General features: G+C 63.8%; 13 protein-coding genes. 8 read left to right on the top strand and 5 right to left on the bottom strand.

Going from position 1 to position 22,230, the window contains the following annotated elements:
• Positions 1 to 2: 2 nt before the first annotated feature.
• From nosZ to FJV43_RS35720, 7 genes are all read left to right on the top strand, one after another.
• On the top strand, positions 3 to 1,949 hold the full coding sequence (gene nosZ, locus FJV43_RS35750) for a TAT-dependent nitrous-oxide reductase (protein WP_239623580.1): 1,947 nt from the start codon (positions 3 to 5) through the stop codon (positions 1,947 to 1,949).
• 24 nt (positions 1,950 to 1,973) lie between these two features.
• On the top strand, positions 1,974 to 3,329 hold the full coding sequence (locus FJV43_RS35745) for a nitrous oxide reductase family maturation protein NosD (RefSeq protein ID WP_239623579.1): 1,356 nt from the start codon (positions 1,974 to 1,976) through the stop codon (positions 3,327 to 3,329).
• A complete protein-coding gene (locus tag FJV43_RS35740) occupies positions 3,326 to 4,246 on the top strand; it encodes an ABC transporter ATP-binding protein (protein WP_239623578.1) in 921 nt (306 codons plus the stop codon). The genes FJV43_RS35745 and FJV43_RS35740 overlap by 4 nt, the downstream gene beginning before the upstream one ends.
• Positions 4,243 to 5,070: an ABC transporter permease subunit gene (locus FJV43_RS35735; RefSeq protein ID WP_126257673.1), complete on the top strand. Its 828-nt coding sequence runs from the start codon at positions 4,243 to 4,245 to the stop codon at positions 5,068 to 5,070. Before FJV43_RS35740 ends, FJV43_RS35735 begins: the two co-directional genes overlap by 4 nt.
• Entirely contained in the window at positions 5,067 to 5,639 is a 573-nt protein-coding gene (locus FJV43_RS35730; protein WP_239623577.1) for a nitrous oxide reductase accessory protein NosL, read from the top strand. Before FJV43_RS35735 ends, FJV43_RS35730 begins: the two co-directional genes overlap by 4 nt.
• Positions 5,636 to 6,631: an FAD:protein FMN transferase gene (locus tag FJV43_RS35725; RefSeq protein ID WP_239623576.1), complete on the top strand. Its 996-nt coding sequence runs from the start codon at positions 5,636 to 5,638 to the stop codon at positions 6,629 to 6,631. The genes FJV43_RS35730 and FJV43_RS35725 overlap by 4 nt, the downstream gene beginning before the upstream one ends.
• 286 nt (positions 6,632 to 6,917) lie before the next feature.
• Positions 6,918 to 11,663 carry a Dyp-type peroxidase gene (locus FJV43_RS35720; RefSeq protein ID WP_239623575.1) on the top strand — a complete coding sequence of 1,582 codons (4,746 nt, stop codon included), beginning with the start codon at positions 6,918 to 6,920 and terminating at the stop codon, positions 11,661 to 11,663.
• Here FJV43_RS35720 and FJV43_RS35715 read toward each other — a convergent pair.
• From FJV43_RS35715 to FJV43_RS35695, 5 genes are all read right to left on the bottom strand, one after another.
• On the bottom strand, positions 11,638 to 14,712 hold the full coding sequence (locus FJV43_RS35715; protein WP_239623574.1) for an adenylate/guanylate cyclase domain-containing protein: 3,075 nt from the start codon (positions 14,710 to 14,712) through the stop codon (positions 11,638 to 11,640). The genes FJV43_RS35720 and FJV43_RS35715 overlap by 26 nt on opposite strands.
• A 322-nt stretch (positions 14,713 to 15,034) precedes the next feature.
• Positions 15,035 to 15,850, bottom strand: coding sequence for a hypothetical protein (locus tag FJV43_RS35710; RefSeq protein ID WP_239623573.1), 816 nt, complete (start codon positions 15,848 to 15,850; stop codon positions 15,035 to 15,037).
• A gap of 85 nt (positions 15,851 to 15,935) precedes the next feature.
• Positions 15,936 to 17,228: a siderophore utilization protein FsrB gene (gene fsrB, locus FJV43_RS35705; RefSeq protein WP_239623572.1), complete on the bottom strand. Its 1,293-nt coding sequence runs from the start codon at positions 17,226 to 17,228 to the stop codon at positions 15,936 to 15,938.
• Positions 17,229 to 17,287: 59 nt separating this feature from the next.
• Positions 17,288 to 19,264 carry a TonB-dependent siderophore receptor gene (locus FJV43_RS35700; protein WP_239623571.1) on the bottom strand — a complete coding sequence of 659 codons (1,977 nt, stop codon included), beginning with the start codon at positions 19,262 to 19,264 and terminating at the stop codon, positions 17,288 to 17,290.
• 602 nt (positions 19,265 to 19,866) lie between these two features.
• Complete coding sequence (locus FJV43_RS35695; protein WP_239623570.1) at positions 19,867 to 20,691, bottom strand: helix-turn-helix domain-containing protein; 825 nt, start codon at positions 20,689 to 20,691, stop codon at positions 19,867 to 19,869.
• A gap of 302 nt (positions 20,692 to 20,993) precedes the next feature.
• Here FJV43_RS35695 and FJV43_RS35690 point away from each other — a divergent pair, with 302 nt between their 5' ends.
• The gene (locus FJV43_RS35690; RefSeq protein ID WP_239623569.1) at positions 20,994 to 22,214 is read left to right on the top strand and encodes an amino acid ABC transporter substrate-binding protein; all 1,221 of its coding nucleotides are present in this window, start codon (positions 20,994 to 20,996) and stop codon (positions 22,212 to 22,214) included.
• Positions 22,215 to 22,230: the final 16 nt, after the last annotated feature.

Raw genomic sequence — 22,230 nt, 5'->3', positions numbered from 1 at the left:
TCATGAGCGAGAACGAGCAGGCAAAGGGCGTCAGCCGACGAACAGTGCTGGGAACAACGGCGGCCGCAGCGGGCGTGGGCCTTGCCGGCGGAGTCGCGATGAAGGACGGCGGCTTCGTCTCGTCCGCGGACGCACAGACCAAGAATGCTGCGCCGAAAGCGCCCGCGGCCCGGCCAGCCGTGCAGAAGACCGAGGTCGCGCCGGGAGAGCTCGACGAATATTACGTGTTCTTCTCCAGCGGCCAGTCCGGCGAGATGCGCATCATCGGCCTTCCTTCGATGCGCGAACTGATGCGCGTGCCGGTGTTCAACCGCTGCAGCGCGACCGGCTGGGGCCAGACCAACGAGAGCCTCAAGGTTCTGACCGAGGGGATGCAGCCCGCTACCCGCGAATTCCTCAAGAACCGCGGCGGCACGTACCTGAACGGCGACCTTCACCACCCGCACGTTTCGTTCACGGACGGCACCTATGACGGTCGCTATGCCTTCATGAACGACAAGGCCAACAGCCGCGTCGCGCGGGTGCGGCTCGACATCATGAAATGCGACAAGATCATCGAGCTGCCGAACCAGCACACCGTCCACGGGCTGCGCCTGCAGAAATATCCGCGCACGGGATATGTCTTCGCCAACGGCGAGGATGGCGTGCCGCTGCCCAACGACGGCAAGATCCTCGACGATCCCAAGCAATATCGCTCCATTTTCACGGCGATCGACGGCGACACGATGAAGGTGGCCTGGCAGGTGATCGTCAGCGGCAACCTCGACAACGTCGATGCCGACTACCAGGGCAAGTACTGCTTCGCGACCTGCTACAACGGCGAGGAAGGCGTCACCCTCGCGGAAATGACCGCCAGCGAACAGGACTGGGTGGTCATCTTCAACATCAAGCGGATCGAGGAAGCCCTGAAGAAGGGCGACTTCAAGGAAATGAACGGCGTGCCCGTCATCGACGGCCGCAAGGGCTCGGCCTACACCCGCTACATTCCGGTCTCGAACAATCCGCACGGCATGAACACGGCTCCCGACGGCATCCACATCGTGGCGGCCGGAAAGCTCTCGCCGACCGTGACCGTGATGGACGTGCGCAAATTCGACGATCTGTTCGACGACAAGATCAAGCCACGCGACGTCGTCGTCGCCGAGCCCGAACTTGGCCTCGGCCCGTTGCACACCGCCTATGACGGCAAGGGCAACGCCTACACCACGCTGTTCCTCGACAGCCAGGTCTGCAAGTGGAGCATCGACCTCGCCAAGCGGGCCTTCAAGGGTGAGAAGGTCAATCCCATCCTCCAGAAGCTCGACGTGCACTATCAGCCCGGTCACAACCATACCTCGATGGGGCAGACCAAGGAGGCCGATGGAAAGTGGCTCATCTCGCTGAACAAGTTCTCGAAGGATCGCTTCCTGAACGTCGGGCCGCTCAAGCCGGAGAACGATCAGCTGATCGATATCTCAGGCGATCAGATGAAGCTGGTGCATGACGGCCCGAGCTTCGCCGAGCCGCATGACGCCACCATCGTCCACCGCTCCAAGATCAACCCGATCTCGATCTATGACCGCGCGGATCCGATGTTTGCGGATGCGGTCAAGCAGGCCAAGGCCGACGGCATCAACCTCGAGGCGGATTCGAAGGTCATTCGCGACGGCAACAAGGTGCGCGTCTACATGACGTCCACCGCCCCCGCCTACGGCCTCGATCAGTTCCAGGTCAAGCAGGGCGAGGAGGTCACCGTCTTCATCACCAATATCGACGCGGTCGAAGACCTCACGCACGGCTTCTGTATCGTCAACTACGGCATCAACATGGAAATCGGGCCGATGGCCACCTCGTCGGTGACCTTCACCGCCGACAAGCCAGGCGTCTACTGGTACTATTGCTCCTGGTTCTGCCACGCCATGCATATGGAGATGAAGGGCCGGATGTTCGTCGAGCCCAAATCGGTCTGAAGTCAATCTGATCGGAGCGACCTCGTGGGTCCATTGTTGCGCGTGTTTCCGGCGGCGCTGGTCGCCGCCGGATTGTCCGGCTTCGCCAGTGCGGAGACGTTGACGGCGGCGCCTGGCCAGTCGCTGCAAGCTGTGCTGGATGGCGCGCGTGCCGGCGACGTCGTCGAGCTTGCGCCTGGCGAATACCATGGTTCGATCCGGATCGACCGTCCACTGCAGTTGGTCGGGAGTCGCGAGGCGGTGCTCGACGGCGACGGCTCGGGCAACGTCATCACGGTCAGCGCCCCCGATGTCACCGTCCGCGGTCTGACCATCCGGGCGTCCGGTCGCGACCTGCAGACGATGAATTCCGGGATCTTTCTGCAGAAGACGGCCGAACGCGCGACCATCGAGGACAATCGGCTGGTGGGCAACCTGTTCGGTATCTATGTGCATGGCGCCCAGGGCTCGCGGGTCGTCGGCAACGAGATCGAGGGACTGCGTGGCGGCCGGCTGAGCGAGGCCGGGAACGGCGTCTCGCTGTGGAATGCGTCCGACGTCACCATCGCCAATAACAAGTTCCGCTACGGCCGCGACGGCATCTTCACCATTTCAAGCCGAAAGGACCGCTTCGTCGGAAACCGCTTCGAGCAGGTCCGCTTCGCGATCCATTACATGTACACCAACGACAGCGAAGTGAGCGGCAACGTTTCGATCGGCAACCATGTCGGTTACGCCATCATGTATTCGAACCGGCTGGTGATCCGCGGCAACGTCTCCGATCACGATCGCGACTATGGGATGCTCTTCAACTACGCGAACTATGCCCAGATCGAGAACAACCGGGTGACCGGCGGCCCGCTGAACGCGACGATACTGAGCACGCAAGACAGCCCCGACGACGAGCGAGGCATGCTTCCGCAGCCGAAACGGGAGAGCACTCTGAAGAGCGGCCCGGAGAAATGCGTGTTCATCTACAACACCAATCACAACAAATTCCGCAACAACTGGTTCGAGCGTTGCGCCATCGGCGTGCACTTCACGGCCGGCTCCGAAGGCAACGAGATCACCGGCAATGCCTTCGTCAGCAACGCCAATCAGGTGAAATATGTCGGCACCCGGCACCTCGACTGGTCGACCGGCGGGCGCGGCAATTACTGGAGCGACAATCCTGCATTCGACCTCAACGGGGACGGCATAGCCGACACGGCATACCGGCCGAACGACCTCATCGACCGCGTGCTGTGGATGGCGCCCGCTGCGAAGGTCCTGATCAACAGCCCCGCCGTCCAAGTGATCCGCTGGGCGCAGGCGCAGTTTCCGGCGCTGCTGCCCGGCGGCGTGGTCGACAGCCATCCACTGGTATCGCCGCCGCAGAGCACGCCGAAGGAGACGCGATGACCAGCACGGTACGCGTCAGCGACGTCACCAAGAGGTATGGCCGGGTCGAGGCCGTGCGCGATGCCTCGTTCTCGCTTGGAGAAGGCGAGCTGGTCGCCTTGATCGGTCATAACGGCGCCGGCAAGACCACGCTGATGAAGCTCATGCTGGGGTTGATCCGGGCAACCAGCGGCTCCATCGAGGTTCTCGGAGACAATCCGGCCGCCGGCGAATTCGCCGGCCGGCGCCAGCTCGGCTACCTGCCGGAAAACGTCTCCTTCGACCCCGCCCTCACCGGCCGCGAGACGCAGGCCTTCTACGCCAGGCTGAAGCGGGAGCCGTTGGCCAAAGCCCTCGGTCTGCTCGACACCGTCGGGCTGGGCGTCGCCAGCCGCCGCCGAGTGAGTACCTATTCAAAGGGCATGCGCCAACGGCTGGGCCTCGCGCAGGCGCTGCTTGGGGCGCCGCGCGTGCTGCTGCTGGACGAGCCGACCACCGGCCTCGATCCGGAGCTGCGGCAGACCTTCTACGACATCATCGCGCGGCTCGCGGCCGGTGGCGCAACGGTGCTGCTGTCATCGCATGCGCTCACGGAGCTCGAGGAGCGCGCCGGCCGGGTCATCATCATGAACCGCGGCATCAAGGTCGCGGACGGATCGATCGACGAGCTGCGTCATCTCGCCCGGCTACCCACCAGGATCCGCCTCAAGGTCGCAGGCCTGGCCCCGAGCGAGATGCCGGGCTGGGTTCCTAAGGATGCGACCTGCCGCCGCTTGAACGGCCACATCGTCGAGATCGACGCCGCGCCGGAGCGGAAGATCGAGCTGCTGCACCGCGCGACGGCCGCCGGCAATGCCGTGGAGGACGTCGACGTGGTCCCGCCGACCCTCGACGAGCTCTACGCTCACTTTCTTCGGCAATCGGAGCAGGCGCCATGAACGTCCTGATCATCGCTGCCAAGGAAATCCACCAGGCCATCCGCAATCGCTGGGTTCTTGCCGCAACGCTCCTGCTCGCCGGGCTTGCGCTGTCGCTGACCTTTCTCGGCAGCGCGCCAACCGGGAACGTGGGCGTTCGCACGCTGGACGTGGTCGTCGTCAGCCTGTCGAGCCTGACGATCTTTCTCGTTCCGCTGATCGCGCTTCTGATCTCCCACGACGCCATCGTCGGCGAGATGGAACGGGGGACGATGCTGTTGCTGCTGAGCTATCCGGTGGCGCGATGGCAAGTGCTGCTCGGCAAGTTCCTGGGCCACCTCGCCGTGCTCGCCTTTGCGACCTGCCTCGGTTACGGCGCGGCGGTCGGAGCGCTCGCGGCGACCGGCAGCCAGATCGATCGCGATAGTTTCCTGGCCTTCGCGGCCATGGTGGGTTCCTCGGTGCTGCTCGGCGCGGCTTTCGTCGCCATTGGCTATCTGGTCAGCGCGCTCGTGCGCGACCGCGGAACGGCGGCCGGCATCTGCATCGGATTGTGGTTGCTGCTGGTGCTGATCTACGACATGGCGCTGCTGGGCGTGCTTGCGCTCGATCAGGGACGCAGCATCTCGGCGGCCGCGCTCAACGCCATGCTGCTGGCGAACCCGACCGACGCCTACCGGCTGATCAACCTCACCGGCTTTGCCAATGTCAGCACCTTCGCCGGCATGGCCGGTCTTGCCCAAACCACGTCCCTGACGATTCCGGTCCTGCTGACCGCCCTGCTCGGCTGGACGCTGCTGCCGCTGGGGCTGGCTGCGCTCGCCTTCTCGCGGAGGGAGCTATGAAGCGCCGAACGTTGCTTCTCGCCCTGCTCGTGCCGCTGGCGCTCGCCGGCTGCAACGAGAAGCAGGCGCTGAAGATCCCGCCGCCCCATCGCATGACGGCAGAGGATATCGGCCATTACTGCGGCATGAACGTGCTCGAACACCCTGGACCCAAGGGCCAGATCTTCGCTACGAGCCTCATTCAGCCGGTCTGGTTCTCGTCCGTACGCGACACCCTCGCCTTCACCATGCTGCCGGATGAGCCCAAAGACATCCTGGCGATTTACGTGTCCGACATGGGCAAGGCATCAAACTGGGACCAGCCCGGCGCCGACAACTGGATCGAGGCGCGCAAGGCGTTGTTCGTGATCGAGAGCCGGCTCAAGAGCGGCATGGGCGGGGACGAGGCCGTTCCGTTCTCGGACCGGGCTGCCGCGGAGAAGTTCACCAGTGAAAACGGGGGCAGAATCGTCGGATTCGACGAGGTGCCCCGCGACTATGTCCTGACGTCTTCGAATGTCGGGGGCAAGGCCTCATCCGAGGAAGCGAGCGAAGTGCCGGCGGGCGAGCGATCGAGGAGGACGCCATGACACGAACTCTGACACGCCGACGTTTCATCCGGATCAGCGCGGCGGCGGCAGGCCTCGGTCCGCTGTCCATCGGACGCCTCGTTCGTGCCGAGATCGCGCCGGTCACCTGGCACGGCTCGATGCTGGGTGCGGTCGCGACGATGGAAATCCACGACGAAGACCGCCGCCGGGCCGAGCGGCTGATATCGCTGGCATGCGCCGAGGCGCGCCGGCTCGAGCGGCTGTTCAGCCTTTACTTGGACAACTCCGCCCTGGTCGAGCTGAACCGGACCGGTATCCTGATCGATCCCGCTGCCGAAATGGTCGATCTGCTCTCGACCTCGCAGCATTATTCCACGCTGACGGACGGGCTGTTCGATGTCACGGTGCAGCCGTTGTGGGACCTCTACTCCCGCCACTTCGCGCAAGATGACGCGAATCCGGCCGGCCCTGCAGCAGCCGAGATAGAGGCCGCTCTCGTGCGCATCGGTAGCGGCCGGCTGTCGATCAGCCGCGACCGGATCGTGATGCCTCGGGGCATGGCCATCACCCTGAACGGGATCGCGCAAGGTTACGTCACGGACAAGGTGGTTGACCTGCTGCGGGCGCAGGGCATCTCTCACAGCCTCGTTGACATGGGCGAGGCCCGCGCGATCGGCCCGCGTCCGGATGGTCGTCCCTGGGACATCGGCATCGCCGATCCAGACATCGCGGAGCACACGAAAACGGTGCTGCCGATCGCCGATCGCGCCGTGTCCACCTCGGGCGGCTACGGCTTCCGGTTCGATTCCAAAGCACGCTTCAACCACCTATTCGACCCCCGAACCGGCGGCTGCGCTCTGCGCTATCGCAGCGTGACGACGGTGTCGCCCAGCGCGACGGCCGCGGACGCGTTATCGACGGCGTTCAGCTTCATGCCGGAAGACGGGATTCGATCGTTGTTGGCGCGTGTGAATATTGACCGCGTGCATTTGATCAACGAGGCCGGCAAATCGGTCGAGTTGGCGGCGTAGCACCCAACGAAGATGCTCGCTTCTTTCGCGCAACCTTTCGGTCTGCGAACGCGAAGGAAAAGTTCGGAATTGTGGGCCAGTTCATAGAAACAAACGCGCCGGAGCGGCAGAGTTGAGATGTTTCAAGGTCCGGACTGTCGCGACGAAGACGGAGCGACAGAATGGCCTGCGTCAAAATTCATTCGACGTATCGTGAGCCAGATTCCACGTTTGCGGAAGTAAGAACGCAATAATTGCACTTTAGCGAGGGCGTAGCGACGGGCCGCTCGCCCTGGGGGGCAGAAGCATGCGCCGGGATTTGACGATCAAGACCGGCAGCATGGCCGGCACTTCGGACTTCAGGGTCATCGCCCCGATCAAGAAGGGGTTTGTGCCGTCACTGGATGCGACGACCTACAAGACACGCGTCAAGTACGTGCTGCGAACGCTGAACGCCGGCAAGGCTGGCGCATTCGACGTCGAACTCGCCCGCGTCCTGTCCGACGCCGTGGACCGCGTCGGACGCATCCACTCCGTCGGCATCGCCGTGCTCGAGCCCGAAGATCAGGTGCTGCTGACCGTGACCTTCGACGGCGCGTGGGAAGCCTATATCCGTGTCATCTGGCAAAAGGTTTCACGGCTGCTGGACCTCATCTTCTGCAATACCGAAGGCTATGTCCTTGGCTATGAGAGCACCTACGAAGACTGGGGCGCATGGCTGAAGAGCAGCCAGTCCGAAGCTTACTTTCTCTACGCCACACCTGACTTGACGGTGGACGATACCCGCTTCCTACGGATGGAGGAGCGGGTTTATCGCCGAGCGGAAGGTGCGGACGCCGAACGGCGGGTCACGGAGATCAAGATTCCCTCGCCGGAAGAGATTGCCCGGCGCTCGATCTTCCCTGTCGACGGCCTGATCGGCGTCGATCCCTTGAATTGCGGCTTCAGCAAGCCGCTCACCATCGAGGCTGCCGGGCGGCCACCGTTCCGTCATGGCGTCCGCACGCTGGTCGGCCTCTACCGCCTTGCCGACTTCTATCCCCCCGGCACAAGCGACGGGCGGATCCTGCATCGCGCCGCCCACGAACTGCTGTCGGAATTCGTCGCCATGATCAACGCCGGCAACAGCTACATCGAAGGCACCGAGCGCGCGCGCCGCCGCTTTGACGAGGCCATGCTTTGGTTGATGTCTCCCCCCGAGGGCGCGGAGGTGCGCACCGACCTCCCCCTCGCCTTGCCCGCCGCGCCCCCCCTGGAGGATGCCGGGAACGTCCAGGGCGGAATTCTGAGCGCCTATGAAGGGACGGATCACGGCTGCTTGTTGTTGTTGCAGTTCTCGACGCCGGCTGCGCTCGCCGCATTCTTGAACGTACTGAAGGTGACGACGGAGGCCGACAAGCTCGATCCGGGACAGTTCGCGACCAACATCGCTTTTTCGGTCGAAGGCCTGCGCCAAGCCGGCCTGTCCGATGATGAAGTGCGCAGCCTGCCGGAGGAATTCGTCCAGGGCATGGAACGGCGGGCCGGGCTGCTCGGCGACGTCCGCTGGAATCATCCCCGGCGGTGGCGTCTCCCGGCCAGCAATTGGTCGCTCGGAATCGACGCCCCGGATCTGCGCGAAGACGATCCGTCGCCTCGCATCGACATGAGCGCCGTGCATGCCATCCTTCAGCTTCGACTGGTTTCCACGGGTACCCTGGCGACGGCGGAGGCGCGAGCGCCGCTGATGGCTGAGATGAAGCGGCTGGTCGGCGCGGACCCCGGTGTAAGGCCACTTTCAATCCAGTGGATGCAGCGTCAGTACGATCGGTCTGGCAACGTGCAGGACCATTTCGGTTTCGCCGACGGCAGTTCGAACCCTGTGCTGCACAAGAGCAAGGCAGGCACGCGTTATCCCAACCACGTTCATCTCGGCGAGATGTTGTGCGGCCATCCCAACCTGGCCGACAAGACGGCTCCCTTCGGAGACCAAGCCAATCGTGTGCACAACCTGCTGCGTGATGGCAGTTTTCTGGCTCTGCGCAAACTGCGACAGGATGTCGAGGCGCTCGAGGAAGTACTCTATCGCACCACGCGACAGTCGGCCGATGCGGCCGCCGCCGGTGCCCCTGCCCCGGTGCTGACGCGTGAAACGCTTCTAGCCAAGATGATGGGACGCTGGCCCACCGGCCACCCGCAGGCAGGCGAGCCGCTGACCCCGGTTCCCCCAACAGGCGGACTCAATGACTTCAACTACGATTACGACTCGCAGGGCAAACTGTGTCCATTTCAGGCGCACATCAGGCGCGCCAATCCAAGAGTGCGGGTCACGCGGGCCGATGCGGGCGCCCGGCCGCCACGCATCGTCAGGCGCGGCATGTCCTACGGACCGCCCGTCAAAGCCGAAGACGGGCAAGCCGGCAGAGACAGCTTGCAACAAGAGCGCGGTCTGATCTTCATGGCCTACAACGCCAGCCTCGGCGAACAATTCGAGGTGGTGCAGCGCTGGCTTGCGGGCGGCAACAGCTCGGGCTCCTATTCGGGAGGGAGCGATCCCTTCCTCGGCCTTGCCGAGCCGGGCCGGGTCCGGCATTTCCGTTTCGAACATGAAGGTCAGACCGTGCGTATGGCGCTGGACGGTTCGGACCGCCTGCACGATGAACCTCGCCCGTTCGTACGTCTGGAATGGGGTGCCTATTTCTTTGCGCCTTCGAAGAAGGCGCTCGCGAACATGCAGCAGTGGGCCGCGAGTCACCGCAAGCCGCCCGTGGTGTGGAACGCGGATGAGGGCGAAAAAGCGATCGCACGGCTTCGCGAGATCGAGAGCCGGGAAGGCGAAGCCGCGGCGATGGCCGCGTGGAAAACGGCGCTCGAAGATCCGGACTCGGCCACGAAATTCACCAACGCGTCGATCTGGGCTGCGATCCGCAAACGCCACGGCGGCGTGCTACGGACCCCGTTTGGGGTTCTGGTGGCCGACCGGGACATGGTCCAGCGGGTCTTCGCCGATCCCGATCGCAATCTGACGATCACCGGCTACCTGCCTCGCATGGAGCAGTCGTTCGGCATTCTCTACCTCGGACGCGATGCCGGACAGGAAGACCATGCTTACGAGCAGGAATCCGAGGCCTGCAACGCCGCCATCATGGCGCTCGACCAGCCAGCCGCATTCGAGCTGGCGCGGAAGATCACACAGAAGGTCCTCGAACATCTGGTCAATGAAGCGATCTGCTATGCGCGCAAGGACGGCGAAGCGACCTGGGAGCTGACCGTCGACGTGCGCGAACTGCTGGAGCCGTTACTGGGCAAATTCTGTGAAGAGTGGTTCGGACTGAGCGAGCAGGACGGTTATTTCAGCCGCGGCGGATATCGGTGGGACTGGAAACCAGGAAAGCCGCCATACTATCCCGGGCATTTCCTTTCACCCTCCCGCTACATCTTCCAGCCCCATCCGAACGAGGAAGTCGAGGCGGTCGGCTCGGCGCATGGCCGTGCCGTTCGTAGCGCCATGATCGACTTCCTCACCAAGTTCGGGATGAGCATTACCGCGCCTGTCACAAGGGCTGTTCTCGATTCTCCGCGGGGCGCGGGCGACATTCCGTTCGTGGCGCGAACCATCGCCGGCGCCATGATGGGCTTCATTCCGACGGTGGACGGCAACCTGCGACGGATGTTGAACGAATGGCTGCGTGAAGGAACTCTATGGTCCTTGCGCGCACGCCACGCCGGCACCGTTGCGAGGGATTATATGGATGCCCTTAACCGGCTGAGAGACGATTTCATCCCGGCGATGCAGTTGCGGGCGGTACCCGAATTGATTTGGCGAACGGCGGTAATTCCTCACACGCTGGGAACGGGTGCACACCAAGTGGCGGTCAAGGCCGGTGACATCATCGTTGCCGGCGCCGTCTCGGCCACCCAGCAGAACCTCGTCGAAGGGCGCCAGGACGTTTATCACGCCTTCGGGGGCAATCGTAGGGTTCAGGGGCATCCCACGCATTCGTGTCCCGGAGCAGATCCGGCACTGGCCGTGATGCTTGGCTTCTTCAGCGGGCTGGTCGAAACGCCGCTGCCGTTGCGTGCCGGCCCCGGTCCCCTGACTCTGGGTCTGGATGGACGGCTGCAGGGGCAGCCCGGTTCTCCCCTCACCCTTGCGCTGGAGACCAGAATGCTGACCGCCAATGATTTCCGTTCGTTCGATTTCCGCTCGGCGTCGATCGCCACGCTCCATGATCCTCATGCGTTTCAGATCCAGGAGGTCAATACGGCATTGCTGGCGACGACGACCGCGCTGGCGACGCTCGGCGATTCCTGGCTGTTTGAATTTCCACCCGCCTTCTTTCGGCCGAGCCTGACATCAGCGCTCAAGAAAATCGGATACGTCGTCGGTCGCGGCCATGCCTTTGGTACATTCGGCACGCGGCTGGAGGAGATGGCCAGCCCTGACAGCCTGGACGAACTGAGAAACTGCTTCATAAATCCCGATCCCACTCAACCTGCGCCGAAGGCGCTATTGATCGGTGGCGGCGGAAACGACGTGGTCTTTGGCTACCCCCGACCGACCACCACGCCGCTGTACAAGATGCTCGAGGTGCCAGCGGCCGGCGTCGACCCGCTGATCGAACGCGAGGTTCATGCGTTCATCGACGTCAAGATCGCCAACTTCTACCGGACCATCCTGGATTGCATCGTCCATGAATTGAAGGACCATACAGACATTCCGATCCTGATCCACGGCTACGATCATTCAATTCCCGACGGCCGAAAGGACCCGGCTGCCGGCCCATGGCTCGCTCCAATCTTCGCTGCACGGGGCATCACCGATCCGTCAGCATCGCGAGAGATTATACGACGCTTGATCGACCGGGTCGGCGCCATGGTGGCAACCGTCGCAGCCGAATATCCGGGACGCGTATTCCCGGTCAAAACGGCCGGCACTTTGGAGGCGGATCCGCGCTTTCAGCAGGACTACAAACTGCTGTGGGCCAACGAACTTCATCCGACCGAAGCCGGTTACGACCTTCTCGCAAGCGTGGTCGTCGCGACAATCAGGGACCAGTTGCATATCGGCTGACCGGAGTGCTGCCGACGCTCCGAATCGCTCGCTCCGCGTGCCAGGCCATGCCCAGGGTGTTCAATCTCTCGGCGGCTTCCAGTGCAGTCTGGCGGGCCGCCTCGCCCTGCCCCTGCTGCGCGAGAAGCTCACCGCGTGCAGCCAGATTCAGGGCCGCATCGCGTAGCGAGGCCCGCAAGCCTGCGGAGTTTTCGGCCCGCTGCAACCAGCGTTGGCTTAGCCTGAAATCCTGGCGCAGGGCCGCGAGTTTCGCGAGCGAACGGCATGCCGCCGCCTCGCCCAGCCGCTCGCCTTCGCGCGCGCGACGCAGGACATGGACGGCATACCGCCGTGCCGTATCGACATCGCCTTCGGCTGCTGCCGCCTCGACCAGCCAGCTATATTGAACTGACGTGTAGAAGTGGAAGTTTCGCCTTTCCATCCATTGCGCGGCGCTCCGCAACTGCTGCAATCCTTCGGCATCGCCGGTCGCCGACCAGCGGGCAAATCCAGACGCGGCGCGGCAATCCGCCAGCAGCAGCAGGCTGCGCATATTCTCGGCAGCGCGAGCTCCCTCGACGGCGAGCCGCTCCGCCTCCTGCCACCGACCTTGCCAGACGAGCACGACCGAAATCCAATTGCGCACCGAACCGACGACCGGGTGGGTCGAGCCTTCGACCAGGGCCATCGCTTCTCTGAAACACTCGTGAGCGCCGTCGAAATCTCCACGATCGGCGAGCACACTGCCTTTGCACGACAACGCGTAGGCGGTGCCGATGGCGAGGGCGCCGTGCCGGCGGCTGCGTTGCTGCTTGGTCGAGTTGGCGGCGTCGATCAAGGTGATGGCTTCTTCGTATTGGCAGCTTGCGGCGAGAATCTGGCCCAGCGAAGCTTCGATCTGGGCGATCGGGCGGTGCTCACCGAGCTTGCGTGCCAATTCCAGTGCTTTCCTTGTGTGTGTCACGGCCTCCCGAAAGCGCCCGAATGCGTAGCACATGTAGCCGAGCCATTCATACGCACTGGCCATTGCACTGAGGTCGCCGAGCGAGGACGCAATCGCGACCGCCCGCTCGAACACGGTGGTGTCGTCGGCCAACGATAGCGGGTCGAATACGCTCACCAAACCTAATTTATTGGCCAGCAAGCACCAACGCAGGGACTGCTCGCGCGAGCGGTCTGGCACGCGATCCAGCGCCTCCATGGCAAGCTGATATTGGGCACGTGCACGGTCCAGCGCGAAGGCCGCCATGGCCTTGTCACCGGCGCGCTCGGCATAATGGGCCGCGCTCTCCCAATGACCCGCGCCGCGCGAGTGGTAGGCCAGGGCTTCCAGCGTGTCTTCGCGATCAGCCTGCTCGGATCGTGCCAGCAACGCGGCCTCGATGCGTCTGTGCAATGCCTGGCGCTCGTGCAGTCCGATCGTGTCGTACACGGCGTCCCGCGTGATGCCATGTTTGAAGCGTAGGACGCCGCCCGCTGGATCGGCATAGAGAAAGTCCGCCTCGGCCAACGCCCGCACTATTGCCGGGTCGGGTTCGCTGCCGCAGGCCGACACCAACAACCAGTGCGGCACCGTGTTGCCAATGACTGCCGCAGCGCGCACGACATTCACCTCATCCGGCGGCAGCCGCGCCAGTCGCGAGGCGACCAGCGTTGCGATCCATCCCTGCTTGCTGTGCATTTCGAACGAAAGAGGATCGTTGGCCGCGATGGAGTGACACAGCTCCTCGATGAACAGCGGCACCCCGCCGGCATAGCTGTGAACACGGGCCACCAGGAAGGGATCTGCCTGGGGCACCCAGCGTCGCACAGCAAGGTCGGTTTCCGGGCCCTGGAACGGCTGCAGGGGCGGCGCGTTGGCAATCCACTCGGTCTCGTCATCGCGTGGCCGGCTGGCGAGGATGACGCGCGGTCCATTGGGCGATTGCAACAGTGCCTCCAGCAACTGTCGGCTCGCGTCATCGGACCATTGCCAATCATCGATCACCAGCACCAACGGACCCTGTGCCGACAAGACGGTAAAGAATCCGAGCAGGTCACCGACCACGCCATCGACGGTCATCCGGCCGCCGCGCGCATCGGCGCCCGTCGACGCCAGCGCAAGGATCGATTCAGCACGCGGGCCGAGCTGGGAGGCCCATGGCTGCAGGCCGGCGCGGGCAATCTCGTTGGCCTCGACGACAGATGCGTCCGGTCGGATTCCCAGATAGGCGCGCAGCATTTGCAGGAACGGTTGCAGGACTTCGGCACCGGCATAGCTTTCGCAGTTGCCCCGCAGCAGCTTGAAGGGTTCGGTACCACAGTGTCGCAACACTTCTTCCAGGAGGCGCGTCTTCCCAAGCCCGGGACCGCCGACGACGACCACGCAGCGTTGCCTGGTCGGATGTGCCTGGTTGAGAAAATCGATCAGAAAGTTGAAAACCTCGTTGCGGCCAATAAAAGGCGTCAGGCCGCGACGAGAAGTCGCCTCGAATCGGCGGGTCGCCGTGCTTCGTCTCAGCACCACGCGCGCCTGCGGCATTCCGGCCGCTGCACCCGATGTCTGAAGGCGGTCGCCGAGCTCGAAGAAATTTGCATGCGGACCGAGGGCATCGAGGCTTGCAAGGATCTGCCCCGGCGCAGCGTAGCGCGACAGGTGCGCCGCCGTGTTCACGACATCGCCGATCAGGTCGTACCGACCGGACTCGATATCTCCCTCGGTCAGGAGCAAGGTGCCGGCGTGGATACCGGAATGCATTTGAAGCGGCATGAGAGCCGGGGACACGCCATCGTGGCGCAACTGCCCGACCCACTGGTGAATATCGAGTGCCGCCTCCGCAGCACGACGACCGTCATCTTCGCCTGACTGGGGGTAGCCGAACACAGCGAGGGCACCGTCTCCCTGCGTTCTGATGATGCGACCGCCATGCTTCGCCACCGCGCGATGCCAGATTTGCCGCAGTTGGCTCAGGAGTTCGGAAAGGTGCTCGGACTCGATGTCTCTGCCCAGCGCGGTGGATCCCACCAAGTCAGAGAAAAGCACCGTCAATCGATGACGTTCGCCTTTTCGGTCACGCGTCTGCGTATTCATCGTCGATCGCAGCCAACTCGTTGCCGAACAGCAAGCACGGTCTCCAGCTGGTGCCAGACCGGATACCGCAAGCCATCATACGCAGCCATAGTATCTCGCCTACCCTCGACCAGCACAAGTGGAACCCGCGGATAGCATCCTCCGAACATGGAGATTGGTGCGGCTGCGTCGGCCTAACCAATTCAACAATCTGATGTTTTTCCCCTTGATGCGGTTCGTTGCACTGGCGAAAGCACCGCCGGCCCACCCACAGCGGCTGAGCTGGCCAACTTGCCTGTGAAGGTCCGGGCGGAGGATACGCCAGACGCTCGAGCTGCGGAGCCTAGCGCAACGGCAGCAGATCCAGCTGGCTCTGCGCCTTCTTGACGGCGGCTGCGAACCAGCTCTGGCTTGGCGCTTCCTTGGCAAAGCACTTGGTGTAGGCGTCCATCGCCTGGTCTTCACGGGCCATGGCGTCCTGCGGGGTCTTCCTGGCCATCATCTGCTTCCAGACCTTCTCGCAGGCCGGGATTTCAGCCGTCTTCACGGCGTCCGATGTGGCGATGAAGAAGACCTTGTCGTCCTTGATGGCGACGACGTCGATTTCATGCGGTGGTGCCTTGAGGCCGCCATTGCCGCGCACGCCCAGCACGGCGACTGCGGTGCTGGCGGATGCGGGCTTGGTGACTGGCAGCTCGGCATACTTGGCGAAGGCCGCGTCCTGGATCGCGTAATGGTAGAAGCGGTCCGACTTGAACGCGGCATCTCTCTCCTGGGGCATGCCGTCCTCGCGGTGCTCGTGCAGCCAGTGCTTGAGCAGCTCGGTCGTGGTCACCACGGCCTGCATCTTGTCGCCCTCGGAGGCGAAGCCGAGCCCGTCGAGATGGCCGAAGCCGACGTCGTCCCTGAACAGCGTGTCGACGTTCGACTTGCCCTCGGTCGGCAGCCCCTTGATTGCCGCAGGTCCCACCAGGCCGCGCAGCACGCCGGCCAGCTCCTTGAGCGCCGCATCGTGCTGCTTGGAGATCTCGTCGCTCTCCCTGGCTTTCGAGAATTTTGCGATGTAGCGATCGCGCAGGTCGAGATAGTGCTGCTCGGGCGCGGCCGCGTGGATCGGCGCAGCCAGGAGGAGCAGGCAGAGCAAGGCAAGCGATCTCATGGCAATCCGGAAGACTGGGAGCGGTCTCCAGTCTTTGTGCCTGTGCCGGGCGGGAAGGTTCATCCGTCGACGGAGTGCGGGAGCCCTACTCTGCCGGTGTCAGTTGCTGCCGGTTCAGGCGCATCGCGGCGGTCTCGCGCACGCGCACGCGAGCGCGGCGCTTGCGCCACCAGATCACGACGCCGGTTACAGAGAGCGCCGCTACCACCAGTCCCATGATCGAGATCAGGATGCGGCCGAACAGCCCGACGATGCGGCCCGAATGCAGCGGGAATTGCGCCTGCACGAAGATGTCGGCGGCGGTGCCGACCCAGGGCAGTCGCTCGCCGATGGGGCGGCCGTCCTCGCTGTCGTAATAGAGTTGCGCCGGGCCGACGCCGCCTGCGCCGTGGTCGTCGCCGGGGTGGAAGAAGGCGGCGGCATAGACGCCATGGGCCGGGCCGTAATTGATCGAGCCGACCGGGATCGTCCACCCGCGCGCCTTGCCGTCGGCCGCCGCGCGTGCGGCGATGTCGGTGAACGTCACCTTGGGCTCGATCGGATCGTCGAGATCGCGATAGGGCCGCTGCTCGTAGGGCGTCGGCGTGTAGTTCGACACCATCTTCATCAGCGGCGAGAACACCTCGAAATAGAGGTTCAGCGAGAACGCCGTGAAGGCGATGATGAACAGCACACCCCAGGTCCAGAGGCTGAAGGCGCGGTGGATGTCGAAATTGATCCGATAGGCGCTGCCCGACGTCTTGATGGTCCAGGCCGGCGCCCAGCGCGCCCAGAAGCCGCGCCCGAGCTGGCGTGTGACTTCAGGCGCCCGCGCCGCCTTGGCGCGCCGCCGCGAGGGCAGCGTCAGATAGAAGCCGACGAAGCAATCGATGGTCCAGATGATGGCGATCACGCCGAGCACGCGCATGCCCCAGCGGTCGCTGCCCCAGAATTCCGGGATGTGCATCGTATAGTGCAGCTTGTAGAGGAACGAGACGAAGTTCTCCCGCGTCACCGGCCAGACCGCGCCCCAATAGCGGCGGCCAAGCTCGGCACCGGTGTTGGGATCGAGGAAGACCTGGTTATAGTCGAGCGGGTAACGCTTGCCGGTCGCGGGGTCGATACGAGGCATGACGAAGAACCACAGCGAGTGGCCCTCTTCCGGCGTCATGAAGAGGTAGACGACGCGCGCACGGGGATCGCGCTGCTCGATCATCTTGGCAAGCTCGATCGATGGAATGGCCGGGCCCTTGCTGCTGACGTCGAACAGATGACTGTTCAGGACGTCGTCGAGCTCGTGATCCCAGGAGATGATCGCGCCGGTGATGCCGGAGAAGAACAGGAACCCGGCCGTGAGCAGTCCCGCCCAACGATGCAGCCTGCCGAATATCGCTCTCATCGTCTTCTCTCATCCATCTGGTCCGGCCCCCTCAGCGTCGGACCGTCTTCAATTAGAACTCACCAGCGATAGGTCAGCTTGCCGATCGCCTTGCGTCCTTCGGCGTAGAAGCAGCCCGACAGGCTGTAACACGCAGCGACATAGCGCGTATCGGCAAGGTTGGTCACGTTCAGCGACAGGCGCCAATTGTCACGGGTGTAAGCGAGCAGTGCGTCCAGCACAGTCGACGATCCTACCTTGAACGTGTTGGCGTCATCGCCCCAGGTCGCGCCGACATAACGGATGCCGCCGCCGAACTGCAAGCCCGCCAGCGGGCCGTTCTGGAGCGTATAGTCGCTCCACAGCGAAGCGCGGTTGAGCGGCACGGTGACCGGCGCCTTGCCGACATTGACCGGATCCTGCGTGACCACGGCATCGACATAGGCATAGGCCGCGCGCAAATTCCAGCCGTCGGCGAGCGACATCGTGCCTTCGAGCTCGATGCCGCGCGATTTCACCTGACCGGTCTGTTCGGCATAAATGACGCCAGGTGCGTAGGTGACGACGTTGTCGCGCGTCAGGTCGAAGGCGGCGAAGGTGAACAGCGCGTTCCAGCCGAGCGGCTGGTACTTGACGCCGACTTCGTACTGGACGCCGGTCTCGGGATTGAGCATCTGACCGCCCGGTCCTGTCGTGAGCACCGGCAGGAACGATTCGGAGTAGCTGAAATAGGGGGCAATTCCGTTGTCGAAATTGTACATCACGGCAGCGCGACCGGTGAAGGCGGAAGCATCCTTCGAGACCGATGTGTTGGCGATGCCGCTGTCGACCTGCGTCGTCACGAAGTCCTGACGGCCGCCGAGCTGGAACGACAGCCGGCCGAGCTTGATCTGATCCTGCGCATAGAGGCCGACCTGCGACTGCTTGACGCCGGTGTTGTCGCTCATGGCGCCGATGGTCCAGTCATAGCTGTAGACCGGATTGAAGACGTTGATCTCGGGGGCCGATGTCGTAACGCTATACGCGGTGTCGCGAAACGTGGTGTTGCGATAGTCGATCCCGACCAGCGTGGTGTGACTGAGGAAGCCCGTGGTGAATTTGCCCTGGAGCTGGTTGTCCACCGCGAAGGAGTTGATGTAGGAGTTGCTGTAGCTGCCATAGCGCGCAAGCTGCCCCGCGGCCTCGTCGGTATAGCCTCCGCCGTAGAACACCTTCTCCTCGTTGTGCTGATAGGCGTAGCGCAGATTCTGGCGGAACGTGATGTTGTCGGTGAAGTCGTGGGAGAGCTGGTAGCCGGCGGTCGCAATCTCGGTGTTGAAGGCATCGAAGCTCGGCACGCCCGCGAAGAACGAGACCGGAATGGTGCGGCCGTTGTTCGGCCATACCGTGCCCGAGGCCGGCAGGAACTGGAGGCCCCACCCTGCCCGGTCGCGCTGGTAGTTGGCGAGGATCGTGATGGTCGTATCCTCGTTCGGCTTGAAGGTGACGGCAGGCGCGATGAAGACGCGATTGTCCTTGCTGAAGTCGACCTGGGTCTCGCCGTCGCGGACCACGCCGGTCAGGCGCCACAGCACGGTCCCCTCCTTGTTGGCAGGGCCGCCCATATCGAACTGGCCCTGATAGCGGTTGAAGCTGCCGCCGGAAATCGAGACTTCGCCGAACTGCTGTGCAGTCGGCAGCTTGGTCACATAGTTGAGAATGCCGCCGGTGCCGCTGCCGCCATACATCGCGGAGGACGGACCCTTGAGCACCTCGATACGCTCGGCACCATAGGGATCGAGGCCGTTGAAATGCACGTAGTTGCTGGACGGAATCCGCAGGCCGTCGACGTAGAGGCCCGGCATGGTCATGTCGAAGCCGCGGATCTGGAGGCCGCCGAACCGGGTGTCCGAGCCGCCATTGACGTCGCCGCTCACGCCGGCGGTGTAGCGCAGGGCCTCGCCGATCGAGACTGCGCCCTGGTTCCTGATCTGGTCGGTGGTGATGACGGACACTGACTGCGGCGTCTCGATCAGCGGCGTATCCGTCTTGGTGGCGGTGCCACTCCGCGTCGCCACGAAACCGCGTACGGGACCATTGGCGCGTTCGCCCGTGGCGCCGTTGGATGATGCCGACTGAGTCGGGGCGGCCTGCTGCGCCGGAGCGCGACGATTGGCGCGTGCGGTGCGCGTTGCCGCCGCCCTTCGCGACGAGGCAATCGCCACCGGACGGGTGCGCTCCGCCGGCGCTTCAACGGTAACAGCGGGAATCTGCGCCTGCGCTCGCGCGGAACCGAACGGCACGGTGAGAGCAAGTGTGCTGACCGCACCGAAGAAAAGCACCTGAATCAGTTGACGACGCGTGTCGGAACGCAAAGGAAACTGGAAGTCTGTCACGTCTCGTAAAGCCCCACGCACTGCCGGCTTCGCCGGTTTTGTTCTTGATGTCCCGCCCTAACTCAGGCGGTTTGGGAGTGCGATAGGAACAACGTTAGAATTTCTCCAGACGTGTGCGCAGCATGCGCGACCAATGCGCTCATCGGCAGGCTGACGTTGCTTGCCTTCCCTGGGCAACCTTCGTCCCGATCTGACCTGATTGATTTCGGAGTGTTTCTGTGGCGACGCGTCTTGTGTCTGTCAGCGGTGCGATCGGAATCAAATTCCTGCCGACCGATCGCGGCTTAGGGCCAATCGGCGAAATTCAGCGTTGGCCTTGATCGCCCTGCCCTCACGCGTGCAGCAACGCGTCGCCGCCACATGCCGGGCGCCTCGCCGGTGTGCTTGCGGAAGAAGCGGCTGAAATAGGCAGTGTCCTTGAAGCCGAGCGCGAACGCGACCTGCTTGACGGCGGCCGTGCCGGCCTCCAGCCGCGCCGCGGCTTCCTTGACGACACGCTGCTGGATCAACTCGCTTGGCGATCGCTGGAGTTCGCGACTGCACAGCGAGTGCAGGCGGTCCGCCGTTATGCCGAGCAGATTGGCGTAGTCGCTGACGCGCAGATGCTGGTGATATCGCTCCTCGAGCAGTCGGCGGAAGCGGCTCAAGACCTCCGCATTGCTGCCCTGGTCATCCTGATCGTTGTTGCCGGCGAAGAGACGCCAGAAGCGCAACACGCACAGCGTGAGCTCTGCCGACATGATCGACCCTGCACCGCTGCGCGTCGGCAATGCGAGCTCGGTTGCGATTGCTCCGATCGAACGCGACATCGTCGTCACGAGTTCGGGCTCGACCGGCAATGTCATGATGCCCGCGGCGCTTTCGAGGGCCAGATAGGCCGGCTCCGCCGATGGTGGCAGGAAGCGGTGCCATACGCCGGAGCGCAATTGCAAGAGCTCGGCAGTCGCCCCGGCGGATATCTCCAAATACTCGGCCGAGCCCGCCGGCAACCAGATCAGAGCGGGCCCGGTCAATGCGATCACCTGACCGGCCTGGCGAATCTCGGCAGCGGAGCCGCGATGAAGGCAAAGCAAATGGATGAACGGCCGCGTCGCCTTCGACCCAAGCATCCAGCGTCTCGCAACATAGTGCGATCCGATCAACGCAGCGCCGACCGGTGCCGATGCCGCCGGTGCGGCGATTGCGACCGGATGGGCGCCCGCGACCGCTCGACGCACCTGACCGATGTGACCGGAAACGTCCAATCTTTCCCCGGATTTGTCCATTGTGCGAACAAAACCGACAGTGCTTGCTAGGTCAAGTCCCGATCGCGGCCGGCTTCCGAGCGGCGCCGAAGAAATCAGGACGATGAGGAAGCGACCACTTTCATTGTTGCGAACAATCGCTTGAGTGAACACGAGGGAGGATCGACATGTTTTCGGCGAACCGTCGAACGTTGCTGCGCGTCACTGGCCTGATGGCTTTCGCCACGGCGCTGGGGACCTTTACGTCCGCAGCCGATGCGCAGGAGAAGATCCGGATCGGCTATGCGATTTCCAAGACCGGGCCCTATGCCGGCGGCGCCGGCATCACCACCCTGCCGAACTACGAGCTGTGGGTGAAGGACGTGAACGCCGCGGGCGGCATCAAGCTCGGCGACAAGAAGCTGCCGATCGAGGTCGTTGAGTACGACGATCGCAGCAGTTCGGAAGAAGCGGTCAAGGCGATCGAGCGCCTCGCCAACCAGGACAAGGTCGATTTCATTCTTCCGCCCTGGGGCACTGGCCTCAATCTCGCCGTGGGGCCGACGTTGAACCGCCTCGGCTATCCGCACCTCGCGGTCACCTCCGTGACTGACAAGGCCCCGGAGCTGGCCAAGCGCTGGTCGAACGCGACGTTCTGGCTCGGCACCTCGGCGCAGATCTCCGATGCGCTCGCCGAGCTGCTTGGCAAGCTCAAGCGCGAGGGCAAGATCGGCGGCACCATCGCGATGGTGAGCGTCGCCGACCAGTTCGGCATCGAGCTCTCCACGGCCGCCCGCGAGGCTTTCAAGAAGGCGGGCTTCACCCTGGCCTACGACAAGACCTATCCAATGGGGTCGCAGGACCTTCAGCCCCTGCTCAACGATGCGATCGCCGCCAAGCCCGATGCTTTCATCGCGTTCAGCTATCCGCCTGACACGATTGCTCTGACCGAACAGGCGCGGCTGCTGAAGTTCAACCCGAAGATCTTCTACGTAGGCGTCGGCACTGCCTTTCCGCTCTACAAGGGCAAGTTCGCCGCCAACAGCGACGGCGTGATGGGGATCGGCGGCTGGAACGCGGACTCGCCGCAGCTCAAGGACTATCTCGCGCGCCACAAGGCCGCGACCGGCAAGGAGCCCGATCGCTGGGCGAGTTCGATCACCTATGCGAGCCTGCAGGTGCTGCAGCAGGCCATCGAGAAGGTCGGCAAGCTCGATCGCGCCGCGGTCGCGGCGGAAATCCGCGGGGGCACGTTCGACACCATCATCGGCAAGGTCAAGCTGAAGGACGGGCTGCTCCAGGAGGTGTGGAGCGTCGGCCAATGGCAAAACGGCGAGTTCTACGGCCTCGCCCCAACCTCGCTCCCGGGTGCACGCGCGCCGGTCGTACCCAAGGCGCAATGGCAGTGAGTCCGGCAGGCAGGCC

The sequence above is a fragment of the Bradyrhizobium sp. I71 genome (assembly GCF_022354745.1).
Taxonomy (GTDB): Bacteria; Pseudomonadota; Alphaproteobacteria; order Rhizobiales; family Xanthobacteraceae; genus Bradyrhizobium; species Bradyrhizobium liaoningense.
This window is presented reverse-complemented; position numbering and strand designations above follow the sequence as displayed.

Bases quoted from the DNA above. Each gene is read 5' to 3' on its own strand.
- FJV43_RS35720 (WP_239623575.1), top strand. From the start codon at position 6,918: ATGCGCCGGGATTTGACGATCAAGACCGGCAGCATGGCCGGCACTTCG.
- FJV43_RS35710 (WP_239623573.1), bottom strand. From the start codon at position 15,850: ATGAGATCGCTTGCCTTGCTCTGCCTGCTCCTCCTGGCTGCGCCGATC.
- fsrB (WP_239623572.1), bottom strand. From the start codon at position 17,228: ATGAGAGCGATATTCGGCAGGCTGCATCGTTGGGCGGGACTGCTCACG.
- FJV43_RS35690 (WP_239623569.1), top strand. From the start codon at position 20,994: ATGTTTTCGGCGAACCGTCGAACGTTGCTGCGCGTCACTGGCCTGATG.
- FJV43_RS35740 (WP_239623578.1), top strand. From the start codon at position 3,326: ATGACCAGCACGGTACGCGTCAGCGACGTCACCAAGAGGTATGGCCGG.
- FJV43_RS35725 (WP_239623576.1), top strand. From the start codon at position 5,636: ATGACACGAACTCTGACACGCCGACGTTTCATCCGGATCAGCGCGGCG.
- FJV43_RS35735 (WP_126257673.1), top strand. From the start codon at position 4,243: ATGAACGTCCTGATCATCGCTGCCAAGGAAATCCACCAGGCCATCCGC.
- FJV43_RS35730 (WP_239623577.1), top strand. From the start codon at position 5,067: ATGAAGCGCCGAACGTTGCTTCTCGCCCTGCTCGTGCCGCTGGCGCTC.
- FJV43_RS35715 (WP_239623574.1), bottom strand. From the start codon at position 14,712: ATGAATACGCAGACGCGTGACCGAAAAGGCGAACGTCATCGATTGACG.
- FJV43_RS35695 (WP_239623570.1), bottom strand. From the start codon at position 20,691: ATGCTTGGGTCGAAGGCGACGCGGCCGTTCATCCATTTGCTTTGCCTT.
- nosZ (WP_239623580.1), top strand. From the start codon at position 3: ATGAGCGAGAACGAGCAGGCAAAGGGCGTCAGCCGACGAACAGTGCTG.